18 protein-coding genes are annotated in these 22,176 nt (G+C 69.0%); 15 read left to right on the top strand and 3 right to left on the bottom strand.

All coding sequences use genetic code 11. The features are described from left to right. Nucleotides 1–53 precede the first annotated feature (53 nt). The 5 genes from ACV22V_RS13165 (at nt 54) to ACV22V_RS13145 (ending at nt 6,380) form a co-directional block, all read left to right on the top strand. On the top strand, nt 54–953 hold the full coding sequence (locus ACV22V_RS13165) for an SPOR domain-containing protein (RefSeq protein WP_059691408.1): 900 nt from the start codon (nt 54–56) through the stop codon (nt 951–953). 69 nt (nt 954–1,022) lie between these two features. Then, nucleotides 1,023–1,664 (top strand): thiol:disulfide interchange protein DsbA/DsbL, encoded by a 642-nt coding sequence (locus tag ACV22V_RS13160; RefSeq protein ID WP_059465878.1) that lies wholly within the window; start codon nt 1,023–1,025, stop codon nt 1,662–1,664. Between the two features lie 19 nt (nt 1,665–1,683). Further along, nucleotides 1,684–2,457 carry an SDR family oxidoreductase gene (locus ACV22V_RS13155; protein ID WP_059465877.1) on the top strand — a complete coding sequence of 258 codons (774 nt, stop codon included), beginning with the start codon at nt 1,684–1,686 and terminating at the stop codon, nt 2,455–2,457. A gap of 496 nt (nt 2,458–2,953) precedes the next feature. Further along, nucleotides 2,954–4,549 (top strand): ABC transporter substrate-binding protein, encoded by a 1,596-nt coding sequence (locus tag ACV22V_RS13150; RefSeq protein WP_448014255.1) that lies wholly within the window; start codon nt 2,954–2,956, stop codon nt 4,547–4,549. Between the two features lie 190 nt (nt 4,550–4,739). Further along, nucleotides 4,740–6,380, top strand: a complete 1,641-nt coding sequence (locus ACV22V_RS13145) for an ABC-F family ATP-binding cassette domain-containing protein (protein WP_448014139.1) — start codon at nt 4,740–4,742, stop codon at nt 6,378–6,380. Nucleotides 6,381–6,396: 16 nt separating this feature from the next. On the opposite strand, the gene ACV22V_RS13140 is transcribed toward ACV22V_RS13145, so the two are convergent. Next, on the bottom strand, nt 6,397–7,476 hold the full coding sequence (locus ACV22V_RS13140) for an MBL fold metallo-hydrolase (RefSeq protein ID WP_059523958.1): 1,080 nt from the start codon (nt 7,474–7,476) through the stop codon (nt 6,397–6,399). Between the two features lie 327 nt (nt 7,477–7,803). On the opposite strand from ACV22V_RS13140, the gene aceK reads away from it, so the two are divergent. From aceK to bioB, 9 genes are all read left to right on the top strand, one after another. Next, on the top strand, nt 7,804–9,624 hold the full coding sequence (aceK, locus tag ACV22V_RS13135) for a bifunctional isocitrate dehydrogenase kinase/phosphatase (protein ID WP_059523956.1): 1,821 nt from the start codon (nt 7,804–7,806) through the stop codon (nt 9,622–9,624). 67 nt (nt 9,625–9,691) lie between these two features. Further along, nucleotides 9,692–10,459 carry a carbonate dehydratase gene (gene can / locus ACV22V_RS13130; RefSeq protein ID WP_059691403.1) on the top strand — a complete coding sequence of 256 codons (768 nt, stop codon included), beginning with the start codon at nt 9,692–9,694 and terminating at the stop codon, nt 10,457–10,459. Between the two features lie 116 nt (nt 10,460–10,575). Beyond that, on the top strand, nt 10,576–11,253 hold the full coding sequence (locus ACV22V_RS13125) for an SDR family oxidoreductase (RefSeq protein WP_059524034.1): 678 nt from the start codon (nt 10,576–10,578) through the stop codon (nt 11,251–11,253). Between the two features lie 39 nt (nt 11,254–11,292). Then, nucleotides 11,293–11,730: a YchJ family protein gene (locus ACV22V_RS13120; RefSeq protein ID WP_059691402.1), complete on the top strand. Its 438-nt coding sequence runs from the start codon at nt 11,293–11,295 to the stop codon at nt 11,728–11,730. 107 nt (nt 11,731–11,837) lie between these two features. Continuing rightward, on the top strand, nt 11,838–13,097 hold the full coding sequence (locus ACV22V_RS13115; RefSeq protein WP_223965428.1) for a dienelactone hydrolase family protein: 1,260 nt from the start codon (nt 11,838–11,840) through the stop codon (nt 13,095–13,097). Nucleotides 13,098–13,622: 525 nt separating this feature from the next. Then, on the top strand, nt 13,623–14,969 hold the full coding sequence (bioA, locus tag ACV22V_RS13110; RefSeq protein ID WP_448014136.1) for an adenosylmethionine--8-amino-7-oxononanoate transaminase: 1,347 nt from the start codon (nt 13,623–13,625) through the stop codon (nt 14,967–14,969). A 23-nt stretch (nt 14,970–14,992) separates the two neighbouring features. Next, nucleotides 14,993–16,222 carry an 8-amino-7-oxononanoate synthase gene (gene bioF, locus ACV22V_RS13105; RefSeq protein ID WP_448014135.1) on the top strand — a complete coding sequence of 410 codons (1,230 nt, stop codon included), beginning with the start codon at nt 14,993–14,995 and terminating at the stop codon, nt 16,220–16,222. Beyond that, on the top strand, nt 16,219–16,938 hold the full coding sequence (bioD, locus tag ACV22V_RS13100) for a dethiobiotin synthase (RefSeq protein ID WP_448014133.1): 720 nt from the start codon (nt 16,219–16,221) through the stop codon (nt 16,936–16,938). Before bioF ends, bioD begins: the two co-directional genes overlap by 4 nt. Before the next feature lie 36 nt (nt 16,939–16,974). After that, nucleotides 16,975–17,994: a biotin synthase BioB gene (bioB, locus tag ACV22V_RS13095; RefSeq protein WP_059523944.1), complete on the top strand. Its 1,020-nt coding sequence runs from the start codon at nt 16,975–16,977 to the stop codon at nt 17,992–17,994. 96 nt (nt 17,995–18,090) lie between these two features. Here bioB and ACV22V_RS13090 read toward each other — a convergent pair whose 3' ends face one another. Continuing rightward, nucleotides 18,091–18,816, bottom strand: coding sequence for a copper homeostasis protein CutC (locus ACV22V_RS13090; RefSeq protein WP_448014132.1), 726 nt, complete (start codon nt 18,814–18,816; stop codon nt 18,091–18,093). 76 nt (nt 18,817–18,892) lie between these two features. Then, nucleotides 18,893–20,179 (bottom strand): sensor domain-containing phosphodiesterase, encoded by a 1,287-nt coding sequence (locus ACV22V_RS13085; protein WP_059691398.1) that lies wholly within the window; start codon nt 20,177–20,179, stop codon nt 18,893–18,895. A 291-nt stretch (nt 20,180–20,470) separates the two neighbouring features. On the opposite strand from ACV22V_RS13085, the gene ACV22V_RS13080 reads away from it, so the two are divergent. Next, nucleotides 20,471–22,138 carry a Na+/H+ antiporter gene (locus ACV22V_RS13080; protein WP_448014130.1) on the top strand — a complete coding sequence of 556 codons (1,668 nt, stop codon included), beginning with the start codon at nt 20,471–20,473 and terminating at the stop codon, nt 22,136–22,138. Nucleotides 22,139–22,176 lie beyond the last annotated feature (38 nt).

Genomic DNA, 22,176 nt, shown 5'->3' with positions numbered 1-22,176 from the left:
GTCGGATGCCCGCCGCGGCCTTTTCACGATTCTTTTTGCAGGTGACTCAAGCAATGGCACAACCACGCCGAACTTCGAAGCAATCGAAACAAGCCGGAGGGACATTTCTTGGAATCGTGCTGGGCCTGATCGTCGGCCTCGCGATCGCGGTGGTGGTGGCGCTCTACATCACGCGTTCGCCGTCGCCGTTCGTGTCGAAGGTCGCGCCGCCGCCCGCCGACAACGGCGCGAGCCAGCCGCAGCAGTTCGACCCGAACCGCGCGCTGCAAGGCAAGACGCCCGGCCAGCCGGTGCCGCAGGCCGCGCAGCCCGCGCCGCCCAATACCGCGCCCGGCCAGGCCGCGAACCAGACCCAGGGCGGCCTGCTGCCCGAGCCGCAGATCGTCGAAGTGCCGCCGTCGGGCAACACGAACGGCACGACCGGCTCGAGCAACACCACCGCGTCGAACAATGCGTCGTCGGGCAACGGCGTCGCCGTCGCGCCGAAGCCGGCCGACAACACGCCGCCGCCGAAGAAGACGCAGCAGGCGCAGCAACAGCAACAACAGCAGCAAGGCGGCGAGGACGACCTCGCGCGCTTCGCCGCGCAGAAGCAGGCGCAGCAGGCTGCCGCGCAGAAACAGCAGCAACAGCAACAGGCCGCGAACACGCCGAAGCCGGCGCCGTCCGCGACGTCCTCCGCGGCAGCGAAGCCGCCGACCGCGAACGACGCGAACACCGGCTACTTCCTGCAGGTCGGCGCGTACAAGACGGAAGGCGACGCCGAGCAGCAGCGCGCGCGCCTGGGCTTCCAGGGCTTCGAGTCGAAGGTGTCGAAGCGCGATGTCAGCGGCGTGACCTATTTCCGCGTGCGCGTCGGCCCGTTCTCGAAATTCGAGGATATGAACTCGGCCCGTCAGCGCCTGTCCGATGCAGGTGTCGACACGGCGGTGATCCGTTTCACGAAGCAGTAAGCAACCGGCCGCGCCCACGCAGAACCCGTTACGTTTCGTAACCCGAGCAACTGATTCGACGTCTACAACATGAAAAAACTGCTTAGCACGCTCCTTCTGTCCCTGGGCCTGGCCGCCGCCGGCTTCGCCCAGGCAACGCCGGCCGCACCGGTGTCCGGCAAGGACTTCGAGGTGATGAAGTCGCCGCAGCCGGTGTCCGCGCCGGCCGGCAAGGTCGAGGTCATCGAGTTCTTCTGGTACGGCTGCCCGCACTGCTACGAATTCGAGCCGACGATCGAGGCCTGGGTGAAGAAGCAGGGCAACAACATCGACTTCAAGCGCGTGCCGGTCGCCTTCCGCGACGATTTCGTCCCGCACTCGAAGCTGTTCTACGCGGTGTCGGCGCTCGGCATCTCGGAGAAGGTCACGCCGGCGATCTTCAACGCGATCCACAAGCAGAAGAACTACCTGCTGACGCCGCAGGCGCAAGCCGACTTCCTGGCGACGCAAGGCGTCGACAAGAAGCAGTTCATGGACGCGTACAACTCGTTCAGCGTGCAGGGCCAGGTGAAGCAGTCGGCCGAGCTGCTGAAGAACTACGCGATCGACGGCGTGCCGACGGTCGTCGTCCAGGGCAAGTACAAGACGGGCCCGGCTTACACGAACAGCATTCCGGGTACCGCGCAGGTGCTCGATTATCTCGTGAAGCAGGTTCAGGACAAGAAGCTCTGATCCCCGCCCGCGCGCCGGCATGACAACTCCGCTGAAGGTCTTCATCACCGGCGCGTCGAGCGGCCTCGGCCTCGCGATGGCCGAGGAATACGCCCGCCAGGGCGCCACGCTCGCCCTCGTCGCGCGCCGCACCGAGGCCCTCGATGCGTTCGCGCGACGCTTTCCCAAGCTGTCCGTCTCCGTCTACTCCGCCGACGTGCGCGACGCCGATGCGCTCGCCACGGCCGCCGCGTCGTTCATCGCCGCGCACGGCTGCCCCGACGTCGTGATCGCGAACGCCGGCATCAGCCAGGGCGCCGTCACGGGACAAGGCGATCTCGCCACGTTCCGCAACGTGATGGACATCAACTATTACGGGATGGTCGCGACGTTCGAGCCGTTCGTCGGCCCGATGACGGCCGCGCGCCACGGCACGCTGGTCGGCGTCGCGAGCGTCGCGGGCGTGCGCGGCCTGCCCGGTTCCGGCGCGTACAGCGCGTCCAAGTCGGCCGCGATCAAGTATCTCGAGGCGCTGCGCGTCGAGCTGCGCCCGGCCGGCGTCGGCGTCGTGACGATCGCGCCCGGCTACATCCGCACGCCGATGACCGCGCACAACCCGTACCGGATGCCGTTCCTGATGGACGCCGACCGCTTCGCGGCCCGCGCCGCACGCGCGATCGCCCGGCAGCACGCGTTCCGCGTGATTCCGTGGCAAATGGGCGTCGTCGCGAAGGTGCTGCACGTGCTGCCGCGCTGGCTCTACGACCGTCTGTTCGAAAAGGCGCCGCGCAAGCCGAAGGCCGGCGCGCACTGAGCGCATCGGGTGCATCGGGTGTCCGGCGCGTTTCTCGCGCCGCCCCGTCGCATGCGGAGCTTCCTTCTGTCGGCCGTATCACGGATCGCACGCCGCGAGCCTTCCGCTTCTCCGCTTCTCCGCTTCTCCGCTTCTCCGCTTCTCCGCTTCTCCGCTTCTCCGCTTCTCCGCTTCTCCGCTTCTCCGCTTCTCCCTTCCGCCGCCCCAAGCAAATTCGCGCCGGCCCGTCTCAATTTGCAGTCTCCCCGCAACCGCCTCGCCCGCCCGCCATTCACTGCCGCACCGGCCTCGCCTCCCCCGCCGCTGCGCCGCCCCAACACGCATTCCGTCGCGAACGCAGCCGTTTTTCGCTCAACTCGCCGCGTTCCGGCGCCTTTTTTCACGCGCGGCACGCTTTGACGGTATGCTATCCGCCAGCCGCGCCGGCCTGCTCGCTGTCGGGCCGCGCCCGCATTCCGACACCCGGCAAAAAATCACAAGTCACATGGGAGAACCTATGCAGGTCAAGCTGTTCGCCGCGGCCGCGCTCGCCGCCGCCCTCGCCGCTCCCGGCCTCGCCGCCGCCAAGCCGCTCACCATCTGCACGGAATCGAGCCCGGACGGCTTCGACGTCGTGCAGTACAACTCGCTCGTCACGACCAACGCATCGGCCGACGTGATCTTCAACACGCTCGTGTCGTACGACGAAGCCGCGAAAAAGGTCGTACCCGCGCTCGCCGACAAATGGGAAGCGAGCGCCGACGGCCTCACGTACACGTTCCACCTGCGCCCGAACGTCGCGTTCCAGACCACCGACTACTTCAAGCCGGGCCGCCCGCTGAACGCGGACGACGTCGTGTTCACGTTCTCGCGGATGCTCGACGATGCGAACCCGTGGCACAAGGTCGCCGGCGCGAGCGGCTTCCCGCACGCGCAGTCGATGGGCCTCGTGAAGCTCGTGAAGTCGGTCGCGAAGGTCGACGACAGCACGGTGAAGTTCGTGCTGAACGAGCCGAACGCGACGTTCGTGCCGATCCTGACGATGGGCTTCGCGTCGATCTACTCGGCCGAATACGCGGACCAGCTGCTGAAGGCCGGCAAGCAGGCCGACCTGAACGCGAAGCCGATCGGCACCGGCCCGTTCGTGCTGAAGAGCTACACGAAGGACGCGCTGATCCGCTACGACGTGAACCCGGCCTACTGGGGCACGAAGCCGAAGGTCGACCGGCTGATCTACGCGATCACGCCCGACGCGTCGGTGCGCATGCAGAAGGTGAAGGCCGGCGAATGCCAGATCGCGCTGTCGCCGAAGCCGCAGGACGTGCTCGCCGCGAAGGGCGAAAGCGCGCTGAAGGTCGTGCAGACGCCCGCGTTCATGACCGCGTTCGTCGCGCTGAACACGCAGAAGAAGCCGCTCGACAACGACAAGGTGCGCGAGGCGCTGAACCTCGCGTTCGATCGCGCGACCTACCTGAAGGTGGTGTTCGACAACACGGCGACGGCCGCGAACAACCCGTATCCGCCGAACACGTGGAGCTACGCGAAGGACGTCGCGCCGTATGCGTACGATCCCGCGAAGGCGAAGCAGCTGCTCGCGCAGGCCGGTTTCCCGAACGGCTTCTCGACGACGATCTGGACGCGCCCGACGGGCAGCGTGCTGAACCCGAACCCGAAGGCCGGCGCGGAACTGCTGCAAGCCGACCTCGCGAAGATCGGCGTGAAGGCCGAGGTGAAGGTGATCGAATGGGGTGAGCTGATCAAGCAGGCGAAGCTCGGCCAGCACGACATGCTGTTCATGGGCTGGGCCGGCGACAACGGCGATCCGGACAACTACCTGTCGCCGCTGTTCAGCTGCAACGCGGTGAAGTCGGGCATCAACTTCGCGCGCTTCTGCGACGCGCAGCTCGACAAGCTGATCGCCGACGGCAAGGCGACCGCCGATCAGGCCAGGCGCGCGAAGCTGTACGAATCCGCGCAGAAGATCATCCACGACCAGGCGCTGTGGATTCCGCTCGGCTACCCGACCGCGGCCGCGCTCACGCGCGCGAACGTGAGCGGCTATCACGTCAGCCCGTTCGGCCGCCAGAACTTCGCGGCGGTCGCCGTGCAGTAACCGCACGTGGCGCGCAAGCGACGGCACGCTCGCCCGTCGCTTGCGGCCCGCGCGCCGCGCTTGCTACACTGCGCGCTCATTCCTCATACCGGACGCCAGCCAAAGTGAACAACTAAGCCTTCCAAAAAATGTTTTCGCCGCCGTGCCACGCACGCCGCGCGAAGGGTTTCACGCATTTTCGGAGGTGCTTATGGCTGCTGCCACGCCGACCGGCGCGCTCGTCGCGCTTCATCACGTTTCTTTCCGCTTCGACGACGGCGTCACGCTGTTCGATTCGCTCGACCTTTCCATCGATCGCACGCCGACGGGTATCGTCGGCCGCAATGGCGTCGGCAAGAGCCTGCTCGCGCAACTGATCGCGGGCCGGCGCACGCCGAGCGCTGGCACGATCGACCGGCAGACGCCGGTCGTCTACGTCGCGCAGCAACACGACGACGCGTGGGCCGGCACGCGGAGCGTCGCGGAAATCGCCGCGCTCGACGCGCCGCTCGCGGCCCTCGCGCGCCTCGCGGACGGGCGCGCGACGGCGCACGACTTCGACCTGATCGGCGATCGCTGGGACCTGGCCGAGCGGCTGCGCGCGGCGCTCGACGCGGCCGGCCTGCACGACGTGCGCGCCGACACGCCCGCGCATGCGTTGAGCGGCGGCCAGATGGCGCGCGTCGCGCTGATCGGCGCGTTGCTGTCGGAAGCCGGGCTGCTGGTGCTCGACGAACCGACCAACCACCTCGATGCGCCGGGCCGTGCATGGCTGCGCGGCGCGCTGGACGGCTGGCGCGGCGGTGTCGTCGTCGTCAGTCACGACCGTGCGTTGCTCGCGCACGTGCAACGCATCGTCGAGCTGACGCCTCACGGCGTGCGCGCATACGGCGGCAACTACGCGCTGTATCGCGCGCAACGCGATGCGCAACACGATGCCGCGCAGGCCGCGCTCGAGCATGCGCGCACCGAGCGCGGGCGCGCGCGGCGCCGGCTCGAACAGGAACACGACACGATCCAGCGCCACGCGGCCGGCTCGCTGCGCGACGCGAAGGCGGCCAACCTGTCGTCGATGGCGCGACAGAGCCGCAAGGGGGCGGCTCGCGGCATCATGGGGACGGTCCGCCGTCACCAGAGCGAATGCAAGGCGACGCTCGATGCGCGCGTGCAGGAAGCCGCCGCGCGCGTCGAAGCCGACGCGCCGGTGCTCGTGTCGCTGCCGGGCACCGAGGTGAGCGCGCGCCGCCAGTTGTTCGCGCTCGAGCGCGCGCAATTGCCGTGGCGCACCGCGGGCCGCACGGACGCGATCACGTGGTCGGCCAGCGGCCCCGTGCGCATCGCGCTGACGGGCCCGAACGGCTGCGGAAAATCGACGCTGCTGCGCATGCTCGCCGGCGAACTCGCGCCGCGCGCCGGGACGTGCACGACGCACGTGAGCGCTGCGTATCTCGATCAGCGGCTCGCGCTGCTCGATCCCGAACGCTCGATCGTCGAGCAGTTGGGACGCCTCGATACGCCGCTCGCCGAAGGCGACCTGCGCAGCCGGCTCGCGCTGCTGCAGCTCGATGCCGCGCGCGCGACGCAGCCGGTGTACCGCCTGAGCGGTGGCGAACGGCTGAAGGCCGCGCTCGCGTGTGCGCTGTGGCGCGGCACGCCCGCGCAGCTGCTGCTGCTCGACGAGCCGACCAATCACCTCGATCTCGAATCGGTGCGCGCAATCGAAGCCGCGTTGGCCGGCTTCCCCGGTGCGCTCGTGGTCGCCTCGCACGACGACGCGTTTCTCGCGGCGCTCGCACCGACGCACACGATGCAGTGGCAGCGCGACGGGTGGCGTTACGAACCCGTCGCGTGACGGCGACGACGCGCGCTCAGCGCGCGCAACGGAAACGCAGCACGCCGTCGTCGCCCTGCTCGCGCACGAGTTCGCCCGCGAGCCACAGCAGGTTCAGGTGCGCGAGCGCCTCGCCGAGCGCGAAGGTCATCTGGTGGATGTCGAGCTCGCGGCGGCGGAACATGATCGGCACGATGTCGGCCGCGCTCGCCGGCTTTTCCGCGCAGGCGACGCGCACTTCGTCGAGCCGCGCGTCGTGATGCGCGCGCAGCTGCGCGATGCGCGTGCGCACGCCGCGGAACGGCTTGCCGTGCGACGGCAGCACGAGCGTATCGGGCGCCATCGTCTCGTAGCGGCCGAGCGATTCCAGGTACAGCGCGAGCGGGTTGGCTTCCGGCTCGAGGTCGAACACGGACACGTTGGTCGAGATGCGCGGCAGCACCATGTCGCCGGAGATCAGCACGCCGTCCGCTTCGCTGTGAAGCGCGCAATGTTCAGGCGAATGACCGTAGCCGGTGACGACGCGCCACGTGCGCGCGCCGATCTTCACCGCGTCGCCTTCGCGCAGGCGCCGGTAGCGCGGCGGCACGGCCGGCACGAGGTCCGAGTAGTAGCTGCGGCGGCTGCGCAGCTTCTCGAGCGCGACCGGATCGGTCAGGCCGTGGCGCGCGAAATGATCGGCCGCGGCCGCGCCGCCGGCGTTCGATCCGTTGCCGGCCGCCATCAGGCAGCCGAACATGTATTCGCCGAGCGTCATCCACAGCCGCACGTTCCAGCGGCCCTTGTCGCCGCCTTCGCAGAGCCAGTTCGCGAGGCCGAAGTGATCGGGATGGCAATGCGTGACGAGCACGCGCAGCACCGGCAGCCCGTCGAGATGCGTGTCGAAAATCCGTTCCCAGTGCGTACGGATCGCATCCGACGAGATCCCGCAGTCGACGATCGTCCAGCCGGCCTGCCCGTCGATCTCGTCGCGCAGCAGCCAGAGGTTGATGTGATCCAGCGAAAACGGCAACGGCATGCGCAGCCAGCGCACGCCGGGCGCGACCTCGAACGTGTCGCCCGCGGCGGGCAGCGTGTCGGCGAAGGGATAGTCGAGTTGGTGTTCCAGTGCGTTCATCGGTGGGGCGTCTCGTCGTTGTCAGGGCAAATGCCCGTGCGAATGCGGGGCGCGCGCGCGGGCGGCAGGCCGCGGCGGGCATCGCGTCGATTCTATCGCCGTCGCGCGAAACGCGTGCCCGGCGGGGCGCCGGACGGTCAAAAAAAGTTCGTGCCAGAATCGATTCCGTACCCGAATCTTTACGCGAAGATGCACCGAACGGCATGTAACGGCGCACAACCCGCGCATTGACGGCGCTTGGCGCCGGCCCCCGAAAGTCATTGAAACGCCGACTTGGGCGCTAAAATGGCGAGTGCTTACAGTCCCTCTCGAACGAGCCTGCACGCGATGAATCACTTCCCCAAACTGCTGTCGTCGCAGATCGGTTTCGACGTCGCACAGACGATGCTCGAATACTTCGACCGCCACTACCGGATCTTCCGGGAAGCCGCCGTCGAGGCGAAGACGCTATTCGAGCGCGGCGACTGGCACGGCCTGCAGCGGCTGGCGCGCGAGCGGATCACGTCGTACGACGATCGCGTGCAGGAATGCGTCGAGGTGCTGGAGGACGAATACGACGCGGAGAACATCGACGACGAGGTGTGGCAGCAGATCAAGCTGCACTACATCGGCCTGCTCACGTCGCACCGCCAGCCCGAGTGCGCGGAGACGTTCTTCAATTCGGTGTGCTGCAAGATCCTGCACCGCTCGTATTTCAGCAACGATTTCATCTTCGTGCGCCCCGCGATCTCGACCGAATACCTCGAGAACGACGAGCCGGCCGCGAAGCCGACCTATCGCGCGTACTACCCGGGCACCGACGGGCTCGCGGCCACGCTCGAGCGCATCGTCACGAACTTCCAGCTCGAGCCGCCGTTCGAGGATCTCACGCGCGACATCGGCTGCGTGATGCAGGCGATCACCGACGAATTCGGCGAGTTCGACGCCGCGCCGAATTTCCAGATCCACGTGCTGTCGTCGCTCTTCTTCCGCAACAAGAGCGCGTACATCGTCGGCCGCATCATCAACGCCGATCGCGTGCTGCCGTTCGCGGTGCCGATCCGCCACGTGCGCCCGGGCCTGCTCGCGCTCGACACCGTGCTGCTGCGCCGCGACCTGCTGCAGATCATCTTCAGCTTCTCGCATTCGTATTTCCTCGTCGACATGGGCGTGCCGTCCGCTTACGTGGACTTCCTCTGCACGATCATGCCGGGCAAGCCGAAGGCCGAGATCTACACGTCGGTCGGGCTGCAAAAGCAAGGCAAGAACCTCTTCTACCGCGACCTGCTGCACCATCTGTCGCATTCGAGCGACCGCTTCATCATCGCGCCCGGGATCAAGGGCCTCGTGATGCTCGTGTTCACGCTGCCGTCGTTCCCGTACGTGTTCAAGATCATCAAGGATCACTTCCCGCCGCCGAAGGAAACGACGCGCGCGCAGATCATGGAGAAGTATCAGCTCGTGAAGCGCCACGACCGTCTCGGGCGGATGGCCGACACGCTCGAGTATTCGAGCGTCGCGCTGCCGCTGTCGCGGCTCGACCATGCGCTGGTGCGCGAGCTGGAGAAGGAAGTGCCGTCGCTGCTCGAATACGAGGACGGCAATCTCGTGATCAAGCACCTGTACATCGAGCGCCGGATGACGCCGCTCAACCTTTATCTGCAGAACGGCACCGACGCGGACATCGAGCACGGCGTGAAGGAATACGGCAACGCGGTGAAGGAGCTGATGAAGGCCAACATCTTCCCGGGCGACATGCTGTACAAGAACTTCGGCGTCACGCGTCACGGCCGCGTCGTGTTCTACGACTACGACGAGATCGAATACCTGACCGACTGCAACGTGCGGCGCGTGCCGCCGCCGCGCAACGAGGAAGACGAACTGTCCGGCGAGCCGTGGTATACCGTCGGCCCGCACGACATCTTTCCGGAAACCTACGGACCGTTCCTGCTCGGCGACCCGCGCGTGCGGACGGTCTTCATGAAGCATCACGCGGACTTTTTCGAGCCCGCGCTGTGGCAGGCCAGCAAGGACAAGCTGCTGCAGGGCGAGTTGCCCGACTTTTTCCCGTACGACGCGTCGCTGCGCTTCAGCGTGCGCTACCCCGCGCGCTTCGACGCGACGCCGGACGCCGGTGACGACGCAGGCGACGCGCAGCGCGCCGCCTGACACGCGACCGGATCCAATCGAATCGAACCCGTTATCGACCCGCTTTCCGCCAACGGAATCCACACCGATGAATACCCAAGACAATCCGCTTTCACATCTGTTCGACAACAACGACGCCTGGGTCAAGCGCCAGCTCGCCGACGATCCCGACTTCTTCGCGCGTCTCGCCGACCAGCAGGCGCCGGAATATCTGTGGATCGGCTGTTCGGATTCGCGCGTGCCCGCGAACCAGATCATCGGCCTGCCGCCGGGCGAAGTGTTCGTGCACCGCAACATCGCGAACGTCGTCGTCCATAGCGACCTGAACTGCCTGTCGGTGATCCAGTTCGCGGTCGACATCCTGCGCGTGAAGCACATCATGGTCGTCGGCCACTACGGCTGCTCGGGCGTGAACGCGGCGCTCCACAACCGCCGCGTCGGCCTCGCGGACAACTGGCTGCATCACGTGCAGGACGTGCGCGAGCGCCACGCGGCGCTGCTCGACGAATGGCCGGTCGGCGAGGCGCGCTATCGCCGCCTGATCGAGCTGAACTCGATCGAGCAGGTCGTCAACGTGTGCCGCACGACGATCGTCAACGACGCGTGGGCGCGCGGCCAGTCGCTCACCGTGCACGGGCTCGTGTACGGCGTGCACGACGGGCGGATGCGCAACCTCGGGATGTCGGTGTCGAACTTCGACGCGCTCGATGCGACCTACAAGCGCTGCGTCGCGGCGCTGACCGCGCGGGGCCAGCACGCGCCCGACAACGACATGGTCGCGGCGGATGCCGCGCGGCTCGACGACGTCGCGCAGGCGGTCGCCGATACGCTGAAGCCGTGCGACGACGCGAAGTAACGTGCGCCCGCGCCGTCGCGGCCGAAGACGCATCGCGCGCCCGGCCGCGACGGGCATCGAACTGATCTGACACCGACACTGCCGCGACGGCGGTGCACTGCGAAGGAGCGGCGAACATGAAAACCGTATTGATCGTCGGCGCATCGCGCGGCCTCGGACGCGAATTCGTCCGGCAATACCGGCGCGACGGCTGGAACGTGATCGCGACCGCGCGCGACGACGCGTCGCTCGCCGCGCTGCGCGAACTCGGCGCACACGCGCACGCGCTCGACATCGCGCAGCCCGAACAGATCGCGGCGCTCGGCTGGAAGCTCGACGGCGAACGGCTCGACGCCGCCGTGCTCGTGTCGGGCGTGTACGGGCCGCGCACCGAAGGCGTCGAAACCATCGGCGCCGAGGATTTCGACGCGGTGATGCACACGAACGTGCGCGGGCCGATGCAGTTGCTGCCGATCCTGCTGCCGCTCGTCGAAGACGCGCGCGGCGTGCTGGCCGTCGTCTCAAGCCGGATGGGCAGCATCGCCGAGGCGACCGGCACGACCGGCTGGCTGTACCGCGCGAGCAAGGCCGCGCTGAACGACGTGCTGCGCATCGCGTCGCTGCAGACGCGCCACGCCGCATGCATCTCGCTCCATCCCGGCTGGGTGCGCACCGACATGGGCGGCGCGCAGGCCGCGATCGATCCGGAAACCAGCGTGACCGGCATGCGCCGCGTGATCGCCGAAGCCGGCGCGGACGTGTCGCAGGCCAACGGCCGTTTCTTCCAGTACGACGGCGTCGAGCTCAGCTGGTGAGCCGGCATCACAACCCGACGTCGTTAATTCACGATTCGCATGATTTTGAACCGACCTGACGCGTGCCCGTGCGGCGGCGCGTCCCCGGCGCCGGCCGGCAAAGCCCCGGCGCCGCGCTATGCGGCCTGCTGCGGCCGCTTCATCGACGGCGGCGAAGCCGCGCCGACCGCGCTCGAGTTGATGCGCTCGCGGTACAGCGCGTACGTGCTCGGCGCGACCGACTACCTGCGCGCGACCTGGGACGCGCGCACCTGCCCGGCCGATCTCGATGCGGACCCGGACGCGCCCGACGCGCCGCGCTGGCTCGGCCTCGCGATCAAGCGCCACGCGCCGCTCGACGAACGGCACGCGGAGGTCGAATTCGTGGCCCGCTACAAGGTCGGCGGGCGGGCGTACCGGCTCCACGAGACGAGCCGGTTCACCCGAGACGAGCACGGTTTCTGGCGCTATGTCGACGGAGAAGTAAGTGAACGCTGACAAATAGTTGCCATGTCAGACGCCGGGTAATTCCCGCATTGCACAACCTGAATTTGTCGGGCTAGGATGGCCCTCAGATTGGTCATGTTGCATGGCAGGGCTTACGAATGGCGTTCAGCAAGGTATTGGTGGGATGGATGGCGGCCTGTGCGCTGTCGGCCGCTCAGGCCGGTGCGCTGCCGGGCGCAAATGCCGGCGCGGCCACGGCCGGCGGCTCGCTCGCCCACGCCGAGCGCTTCGATTACGGCGATTCGGGCCTCCCGCAGGTCGCCGCCAACCTCAACGAACAAATCGTCAGCATTCCGGCCGATGCCTCGGGCGCCGTGATGCTCGAGGCCACGCTGTTCAAGCCGAACGGCCCCGGCCCCTTCCCGCTCGTCGTTTTCAACCACGGCAAGAACACCGGTGACCTCCATCAGCAGCCGCGCAGCCGGCCGCTCGCGTTCGCGCGCGAATTCGTGCGCCGCGGCTATGCGGTGATCGCGCCGAACCGCCAGGGTTTCGCGGGGTCGGGCGGCTCGTACCAGCAGGAAGGCTGCAACGTCGGCAAGAACGGGCTCACGCAGGCCGCCGACGTCGACGCGACAGTTCGCTACATGTCGCGCCAGTCGTACGTCGATGCGTCGCGCATCGTCGTCGCGGGCACGTCGCACGGCGGCCTCGTGTCGGTCGCGTACGGCACCGAAGCGGCGCCCGGCGTGCGCGGCATCATCAACTTCTCCGGCGGGCTGCGCCAGGATCTGTGCGACGGCTGGCAGCGCAATCTCGTCGATGCGTTCGACCATTACGGCGCGCATACGGCCGTACGGTCGCTGTGGCTGTACGGCGACAACGATTCGGTATGGACGCCCGCGCTCGTCGCGCAGATGCACGACGCGTACGTGTCGCACGGCACGCAGGCGCAGTTCATCGATTTCGGCCGCTACAAGGACGATGCGCACCGGCTGATCGTCGATCGCGACGGCGTGCCCGTGTGGTGGCCGGCCGTCAATGCGTTCCTCGCGGATTTGAACCTGCCGACCTCGGTGCGCTACGCGGTCGCCAACCCGCACGAACCGAATGCGACCGGCTATGCGTCGATCGATGCGGTCGACGCGGTGCCGTTCCTCGACGAGGCCGGTCGCGAAGGCTATCGCCGCTTCCTGAACCAGCATCCGAGCCGTGCCTTCGCGGTGTCCGCCGAAGGCGCATGGTCGTGGGCCGAAGGCGGCGACGATCCGATGGCGCTCGCGCTCGACAACTGCTCGAAGCAGGGCGCGGGCGCATGCCGGCTGTATGCGGTCAACGACCGCGTCGTGTGGAACGCGAACGCGACGCAGACGGCCGACGACGGCAGCGCCAACCCGCGCGCACTGGCTTCGCGCTGACGCGCGAGCCGCGGCGCTCCGGGGGCGGGCGCTGCCCGCGTCTCCCCCTTCTCCCTTCTCCGTTTCATGAACGCGCGCCGCGGCCCGCGGCGGCGTTCGCACGCCCGTTCACGCGGCCGCATGAGCCGCCGACGGGCGCCTGGCCCGCAACGCCGTCCAGGGTCGTTTTCGGGCGTTTCCTGAACCTCGGCCGCGCCTGAGTCTGCGTGCCATTCGCCGGCGACCGTGCACGTCGCGTCGCGCTTCCCGCCCCGATTTTTCGCCCGTCGGCATCCGCCTGCCCACGATTTTTTTCTGTCGGGGGGGCTCACTCGAACGTCGTCATCTGCGGTCATTTCTGGGCTTCTGGCGCGTACCGTCCCGAGCACCCCGCATCTGCGCCGAACTCCCGTCCGGCAAGGCTTTGCGGTGTTTGTAACCGGTAGTGCAACGTGCGGCGGAACACGCTAATCTCAGCGCGTTTTCCGTCCGTCGCCGCGCGGCATCCCGTTCGATGCCCGCCGCCGTTTTACCCCCGGAGTTGCCTTGAGTACGCCAGCCACCGACGACTGGGTCGCGCGCAGCCTGCGCGCGGTCTGGCATCCCTGCACCCAGATGAAGCACCACGAGCGCCTGCCGCTCATTCCCGTCGCGCGCGGCGCGGACCTGTGGCTGTACGACCGCGACGGGCGCCGCTACTTCGACGCGATCAGCTCGTGGTGGGTGAACCTGTTCGGCCATGCGAACCCGGACATCAACGCGGCGCTGAAGGACCAGCTCGACACGCTCGAGCACGCGATGCTCGCCGGCTGCACGCACGAGCCGGCGATCGAGCTCGCGGAGCGGCTGCACGCGCTCACCGCGCGCACGCTCGGCCATGCGTTCTTCGCATCGGACGGCGCGTCGGCGGTCGAGATCGCGCTGAAGATGAGCTTCCACGCGTGGCGCAACCGCGGCCGCGCGGACAAGCGCGAATTCGTGTGCGTCGCGCACAGCTATCACGGCGAGACCATCGGCGCGCTCGGCGTGACCGACGTCGCGCTGTTCAAGGATGCGTACGACCCGCTGATCCGCCATGCACACGTGGTCGCGTCGCCCGACGCGCGCGGCGCGCTGCCGGGCGAGACGGCCGCCGACGTCGCGGGCCGCGCGCTCGACGACGTACGCCGCCTGTTCGCCGAACGCGCCGACCGGATCGCCGCGCTGATCGTCGAGCCGCTCGTGCAATGCGCGGCCGGCATGGCGATGCACGATCCGTCGTACGTGCGCGGCCTGCGCGCGCTGTGCGACGAATTCGGCGTGCACCTGATCGCCGACGAGATCGCGGTCGGCTGCGGCCGCACCGGCACCTTCTTCGCCTGCGAGCAGGCCGGTGTGTGGCCCGATTTCCTGTGCCTGTCGAAGGGCATCAGCGGCGGCTACCTGCCGCTGTCGCTCGTGCTCACGCGCGACGACGTGTTCGCGGCCTTCTACGACGACGACACGACGCGCGGCTTCCTGCATTCGCATTCGTACACCGGCAACCCGCTCGCGTGCCGCGCGGCGGTCGCGACGCTCGACCTGTTCGCGCGCGACGACGTGCTCGCGAGCAACGCGCGCAAGTCGGCCGCGATGCGCGCCGCGCTCGCGCCGCTCGACGCGCACCCGCAGGTGCGTCACCTGCGCGAGCGCGGCACGCTGTTCGCCTTCGACGTCGCGCTCGACGGCGACGCGGCACGCGGCTTCTCGCGGCGCTTCTTCGAACGCGCGCTGGAGCGCGAACTGCTGCTGCGCCCGATCGGCACGACCGTGTACCTGATGCCGCCGTACGTGATGAGCGACGACGACATCGCGTGGCTCGCGCAACGCACGCGCGACACGCTCGACGCGACGCTCGCGGAGGTGGCGCGATGAAGCAATCCTCACGGGAAACGACCATGCCCCTGCTCGACACGCTGCAGCGCGGCCTCGCCGAACTCGACGCGCAGGGCCTGCGACGCGTGCGCCGCACCGCCGACACCGCGTGCGACGCGCACATGCGCGTCGACGGCCGCGACATCGTCGGCTTCGCGAGCAACGATTACCTCGGCCTCGCCGCGCACCCCGCGCTCGTCGCCGCGTTCGCCGAAGGCGCGCAGCGCTACGGCTCCGGCAGCGGCGGGTCGCATCTGCTCGGCGGCCATTCGCGCGCGCACGCGACGCTCGAGGACGAACTCGCCGCGTTCGCGGGCGGCTTCTCCGATGCACCGCGCGCGTTGTACTTCAGCACCGGCTACATGGCGAACCTCGCCGCGATGACGGCCCTCACCGGCAAACACGCGACGATCTTCTCGGACGCGCTGAACCACGCGTCGCTGATCGACGGGATCCGGCTGTCGCGCGCGACCGTGCAGGTCTACCCGCATGCGGACATGGCCGCGCTCGCCGCGCTGCTCGATGCATCGGACGCCGAAACGAAACTGATCGTCAGCGACACCGTGTTCAGCATGGACGGCGACATCGCGCCGCTCGCCGAACTCGTCGCGCTCGCCGAACGCCACGGCGCGTGGCTCGTCGTCGACGACGCGCACGGCTTCGGCGTGCTCGGCCCGCAAGGCCGCGGCGCGCTCGCGGCCGCCGCGCTGCGCTCGCCGAACCTCGTGTACGTCGGCACGCTCGGCAAGGCCGCCGGCGTCGCGGGCGCGTTCGTCGTCGCGCACGAGACCGTGATCGAATGGATGATCCAGCGCGCGCGCAGCTACATCTTCACGACGGCCGCGCCGCCGGCCGTCGCGCACGCGGTCTCGGCGAGCCTGAAGGTGATCGGCGGCGACGAAGGCGATGCGCGACGCGCGCACCTCGCCGCGCTGATCGAGCGCACGCGCGCGCTGCTGCGCATGACGCGCTGGCAGCCGGTCGACTCGCACACGGCCGTGCAGCCGCTCGTGATCGGCAGCAACGACGCGACGCTCGCGGCGATGCGCTCGCTCGACGCGCACGGCCTGTGGGTGCCCGCGATCCGGCCGCCGACGGTGCCCGCCGGCACGTCGCGGCTGCGCATCTCGCTGTCGGCCGCGCATTCGTTCGACGATCTCGCGCGGCTCGAAACCGCGCTGATCGAAGCCAGCGAGGAGGCGCACTCCGACGCTCACGCGCGTTCGCTGCCCCCCGAGGAAGCTGCGGCATGACGGCCCCGCTTTCCCTCTTCGTCACCGGCACCGACACCGAGATCGGCAAGACCTTCGTGTCGGCCGCGATGCTGCACGGCTTCGCGCGGCACGGGCTGCGCGCGGCCGCGCTGAAGCCCGTCGCCGCCGGCGCGTACGAACGCGACGGCGTCTGGCACAACGAGGACGCCGATCAGCTCGATGCGGCCGCGAACGTCGTACTGCCGCCCGCGCTGCGCACGCCGTTCCTGCTGAAGGCGCCCGCCGCGCCGCACATCGTCGCCGCGCAGGAAGGCGTGACGCTCGACCTCGACACGATCGTCGCGAGCCACCGCGAAGCGCTGACGCGCGCGGACGTCGTCGTCGTCGAAGGCGTCGGCGGCTTCCGCGTGCCGCTGAACGACACGCAGGACACGGCCGATCTCGCGGTCGCGCTCGGCCTGCCCGTCGTGCTCGTCGTCGGCATGCGGCTCGGCTGCATCAGCCATGCGCTGCTCACGGCCGACGCGATTCGCCAGCGCGGCCTCACGCTCGCCGGCTGGGTCGCGAACCACGTCGACCCGGCCATGTCGTACGCCGACGAGAACGTCGCGACGATCCGCGACTGGCTCGCGCGCGAGCACCGCGCGCCGCTCCTCGGCCGCATCGCGCACTTGGCGCCGGCCGCCCCCGAATCCGCGGCGGCGATGCTCGACATCGCCACGCTCGTCGACACGCTGCGCCACGCGCGGCATTGACCTCACGATCCCCGCATTCACGACAGGAAAACCACCATGACCCAAGCCCAGACCGCCGCCGTGCAACCCGACGCGATCCCCGTGGCCGCTCCGGCGCCGCAGCGCTGGCGCGTCGCCGACGTCGTCGCGCTGTTCGAGCTGCCGTTCAACGACCTGATGTTCCGCGCGCAGCAGGTGCATCGCGAGCACTTCGACGCGAACGCGGTGCAACTGTCGACGCTGCTGTCGATCAAGACGGGCGGCTGCGAGGAAGATTGCGGCTACTGCTCGCAATCGTCGCATCACGAAACGGGCCTGAAGGCCGAGAAGCTGATGGACGTCGACACGGTGCTCGACGCCGCGCGCGCGGCGAAGGCGAACGGCGCGAGCCGCTTCTGCATGGGCGCCGCCTGGCGCAACCCGAAGGAGCGCCACATGCCGGCGCTGACCGAGATGGTGCGCGGCGTGAAGGAACTGGGCCTCGAGACCTGCATGACGCTCGGCATGCTGGAAAACGAGCAGGCGCAGCAGCTCGCCGACGCGGGCCTCGACTACTACAACCACAACCTCGACACGTCGCCGGAGTTCTACGGCCAGGTGATCTCGACGCGCACGTACCAGGATCGTCTCGACACGCTCGACCGCGTGCGCGATGCGGGCATCAACGTGTGTTGCGGCGGCATCATCGGGATGGGCGAATCGCGCCGCGAACGCGCGGGCCTGATTTCGCAGCTCGCGAACCTGAACCCGTATCCGGAGTCGGTGCCGATCAACAACCTCGTCGCGATCGAAGGCACGCCGCTCGAAGGCACCGCACCGCTCGACCCGTTCGAGTTCGTGCGCACGATCGCGGTGGCGCGCATCACGATGCCCAAGGCCGTCGTGCGCCTGTCGGCCGGCCGCGAGCAGCTCGACGACGCGATGCAGGCGATGTGCTTCCTCGCGGGCGCGAACTCGATGTTCTACGGCGACCAGCTGCTGACCACGAGCAACCCGCAGACGCAGCGCGACCGCGCGCTGTTCGAGCGCCTCGGCATCCGCGCGAGCCAGGCCGACGCGCTGGCGGAGAACGCGTAAGCGACTGCAGCGCGTTTGGCTTGCAGACGAAAAAGCCGGGGCATGCCCCGGCTTTTTTTCGCCCGCTCGTCGGCGCGCGGCTTTCAGCGCCGCCCGTCACACATGCGCCGCCGCACCGTCGAGCGCCGCGCGCACGCGCTCGACGCGCTGTTCGTCGACGGGCGCCAGCACTTCGCCGCGCGGCCGCACGCCCGAGCCGAAATGCACCGCGCGCACGCCGGTGGCGCGAACGAAATCACCGACCGCGTCGATCGTGAGCCCCGAGCCGGCCAGCACCGTGCAGGTCGAGCCCGCCGCCTGCCGGACCAGCCGCGTGATCGTCGCGACCGCGTCGAGCACCGACGGATGGCCGCCCGAAGTCAGCACCGACGTGACGGCCGGCACGCGCAGCAGCGCGTCGAACGCGGCATTGAGGTCGCGCGACACGTCGAATGCGCGATGGAACGTCAGGTCGCGTCCGTCCGCTGCCGCCGCGACGCGCGCGAGCGCATCGAGATCGACGTCGCCGCGCGCATCGAGCGCACCGAACACGACGCCGTTCGCACCGGCCGCAACGGCCGTGCGCACGTCGCGCTCGATCACGCGCAGGTCGTCGGCGTCATAGACGAACGAGCGGCTGTGCGGCCGCACGATCACGTTCACCGGAATCGCCACGGCGGCCACGACGGCCTCGATCAGGCCGACGCTCGGCGTCAGCCCGCCTTCGCTGATCGCGGTCACGAGTTCGAGGCGGTCGGCGCCCGCGCGGGCGGCGGCCTTCGCGTCGCCGACGGTGGTGGCGATCACTTCGAGGAGGACGGAGGAAGCGGCGGTTCGGTTCATCGGCGGCTCGCGAATCGTCAGGACAATTCGCGCATCCTAGCCGAGCGGCGTGAACGGCGCCAGCGCGACGCCGTCGCTATGCGCCGTCCGCTTCCTCGTCGATCCAGTCGATATCGCCGCACAGCACATGCTGCGCATCGCCGATGCGCACGGCCACCGACAGCGTCACGCAGGGCTGCGCCTCGTTGATCGACAAGTACGGGCGCGTGACCTGCACGCGTCCGGGCTCGGCGATCGCCGTGCGGAAATACGGCCGGCGCAACCAGTTCGCCCCCTGCGCATCGGACAGCGGCGAGAAGCGCGCCTCGGCGAGCGCGCGGTCCGCGCGCAGCACGACGTTGCGGCCCGCCTGGCGGCCCCGCGCGTCGAGCAGGAAGCAGCGCGCGGCGGCGTCGAGCGCGAGGAAGTTCCAGCACACCTCGTCGAGCGGCTCGCCGGCCGCCACCCGCTCGGCCGCACGTTCGAACGCGCGCAGGTACGGCGCGAGCCGCTGCGCGTCGCGCCGCTCGCGCGCTTCGGTTTGTTGCCGAAAACGCTCGGTCAGCTCACCGATGCAGCCGGTCGCCGTCGCGCTGTCGGGCAGCCCGGGCGCCGGACGGCCGAAGTAATAGCCCTGCACGAAATCGGCCTCGCACGACAGCGCGATCTGCGCGTCGTGCTCGGTCTCGATCCCCTCGACGAGCACGAGCTTGCCGGCCTCGTGCAGCAGCGTGACGAGCCCGTGCAGGATCGCGGTGAGCCCCGTGCGGTGCGCCGCGTGCGACAGCATGATCCGGTCGAGTTTCACGATGTCCGGGTTCAGCTGCCAGATCCGCTCGAGGTTCGAGTGGCCGGCGCCGAAATCGTCGAGCGCGATCAGGAAACCCTGCGCGCGGAATTCGCGCACGGCTTCGGCGAGCCGCTCGATGTCCTCCGCGCGCTGCTCGAGCACTTCGAGCACGACGCGGCGCGGCGGCATGCCGATCCGCTTCAGGTTCGCGAGCAGCGCGGCGGCCTGGAACGGGTCGGTGAGCACGCCCGGATGCACGTTGAGGAACAGCCACTCGCGCTCGGCGCCGAGCAGCGCGAAGTTCTCGAGATGCAGCGCCTGCGCGAGCCGGTCGAGCTGCAGCAGTTCGCCCTGGCGCGCGGCCTCGCCGAACACGTCGAGCGGCGACACCGCCCGGTCGAGCGCGTCATGGGCGCGCAATAGCGCCTCGTAGCCCACCGCTCGCTGGTGCGACAGGCTGAAGATCGGCTGGAACACGGTCGTGAGCGTCAGGTCGCGATGCTGCGTCGCGAGGCGTTCGAGGCCGGAGCTCATCTCCCGCTCGAAACGATACGGCGAAGCGGTGGCCGGACGCTCCTGTTGCACGATCGTCATGGCGCCCTCCTGGCGATGCAGCCGAACGCGGCGAGTGCTTGAAACGGCGCGCGCAATGTCATGGTGGAATCCTCGGTTGTCCGGCCGGTGCCGGACGGTAGGCAAGCATCAAGCAAGGTCCGTGCAAGGGCCGAACACGCGCGCCGCGCCTGCGTGCGGCGCCGCCGCACCAGCGTGGCGCAGGCCGGATGCACCGTTCGCGTGCATGCGCACCGGCGCACTCGAACGCACCCGTCACGTGGCCACGCTAAACTCCGTACGGTCGTTTCATTCTCCACAATCGCCGTATCGATGGAAATCGTCTTCACAGTCCTGATCCTGCTGCTGACCGTCGCGCTGTCCGGCGCGGTCACGCGCATCCTGCCGCTGCAATTGCCGCTGCCGCTGATGCAGATCGCGTTCGGCGCGATGCTCGCATGGCCGAAGCTGAACCTGCACGTCACGTTCGATCCCGAAATCTTCATGCTGCTGTTCATTCCGCCGCTGCTGTTCGCGGACGGCTGGCGGATTCCGAAACGCGAGCTGTACCTGCAGCGCCGCGCGATCCTGATGCTCGCGTTCGGGCTCGTGTTCATGACGGTACTCGCAGTCGGCTACTTCGCGCACTGGCTGATACCCGAGTTGCCGCTGCCGATCGCATTCGCGCTCGCGGCCGTGCTGTCGCCCACCGACGCGGTCGCGCTGTCGGGCATCGCCGGCAAGGGGCGGATTCCGCCGCAACTGATGCACATCCTCGAAGGCGAGGCGCTGATGAACGACGCGTCCGGCCTGGTCGCGCTGAAGTTCGCGGTCGCGGCCGCGCTGACCGGCGTGTTCTCGCTGCGCGATGCGTCGATCACGTTCGTGATCGTCGCCGCCGGCGGGCTCGCGACGGGCGCGATCGTGTCGTGGGTGTTCAGCGCGCTGTCGACGCGCTTCCTGAACGCCGAGCAGGAAGGCGACCCGGCCCCCGGCATCGTGATGACGCTGCTCGTGCCGTTCGCCGCCTATCTGTTCGCCGAGCACCTGGAGCTGTCGGGCGTGCTCGCGGCCGTGTCGGCCGGGATGATGATGAACTACACGAGCTTCTCCCGCAAAAGCACGGTCGCGTCGCGCGTGCGCGCCGAGAGCACGTGGGCGATGATCGAGTTCGTGTTCAACGGCATGGTGTTCATCATGCTCGGGCTGCAGCTGCCGCACATCATCGGCCGCGCGCTCGTCGACGCGCATCACACGAGCGACGCGCTCGTCGGCCGGATGATCTTCAACGTATGCGCGATGATGCTCGCGCTGTACGCGATCCGCTTCCTGTGGGTCTGGCTGCTGCGCTGGATCGCGAGCCGCCGCGCCGCGCGCCACGGCCTCGCGGGCACGATGGCGGGCGTGCGCACGATCGCGGTGATGACGGTCGGCGGCGTGCGCGGCGCGGTCACGCTCGCGGGCGTGCTGTCGATCCCCGTCGCGCTGTCCGACGGCGCGCCGCTGCCCGGGCGCGACACCGCGATCTTCGTCGCGTCGGCGGTGATCCTCGGTTCGCTGGTCGTCGCGGTGATCGGCCTGCCGTTGCTGCTGCGCGGCGTACGCTCGACGCGCAATCCGCTCGCCGACGAGGAGCGCACCGCGCGCGCGGCCGCCGCGCAGGCCGCGATTCGCGCGATCGACTCGTCGCACGACGCGATCTCGGCCGCTCTCGACGAATCGGGCGCCGCGCGCTGCGCGGACATCTCCGCGCGCGTGATGGACCAGTATCGCCGCCGCCTGGCCGCGCTCGCCGAGGACGGCCCGACGCCTCGCGCGGAAGCCAAGCAGACCGAAACGATGGAGCTGCAGATGCGGATCGCGGCGGTGCGCGCGGAACGTTCGGTGTTGTACCGGCTGCGCAGCGAAAGCAAGATTTCCGACGAAACGCTGACGAAGCTGATCCGCGAGATCGATCTGTCGGAAACGGCGCTGTCGACGCGCAAGAAAGGGATCATCTGAGCGGCCGCGCCGCGGCGAGATTGCACGGCTTGCCGATA

The sequence above is a fragment of the Burkholderia sp. AW33-5 genome, assembly GCF_053427615.1.
The sequence above is the reverse complement of the archived record's forward strand: the minus strand, read 5'-3'. Positions and strand labels throughout refer to the sequence as shown.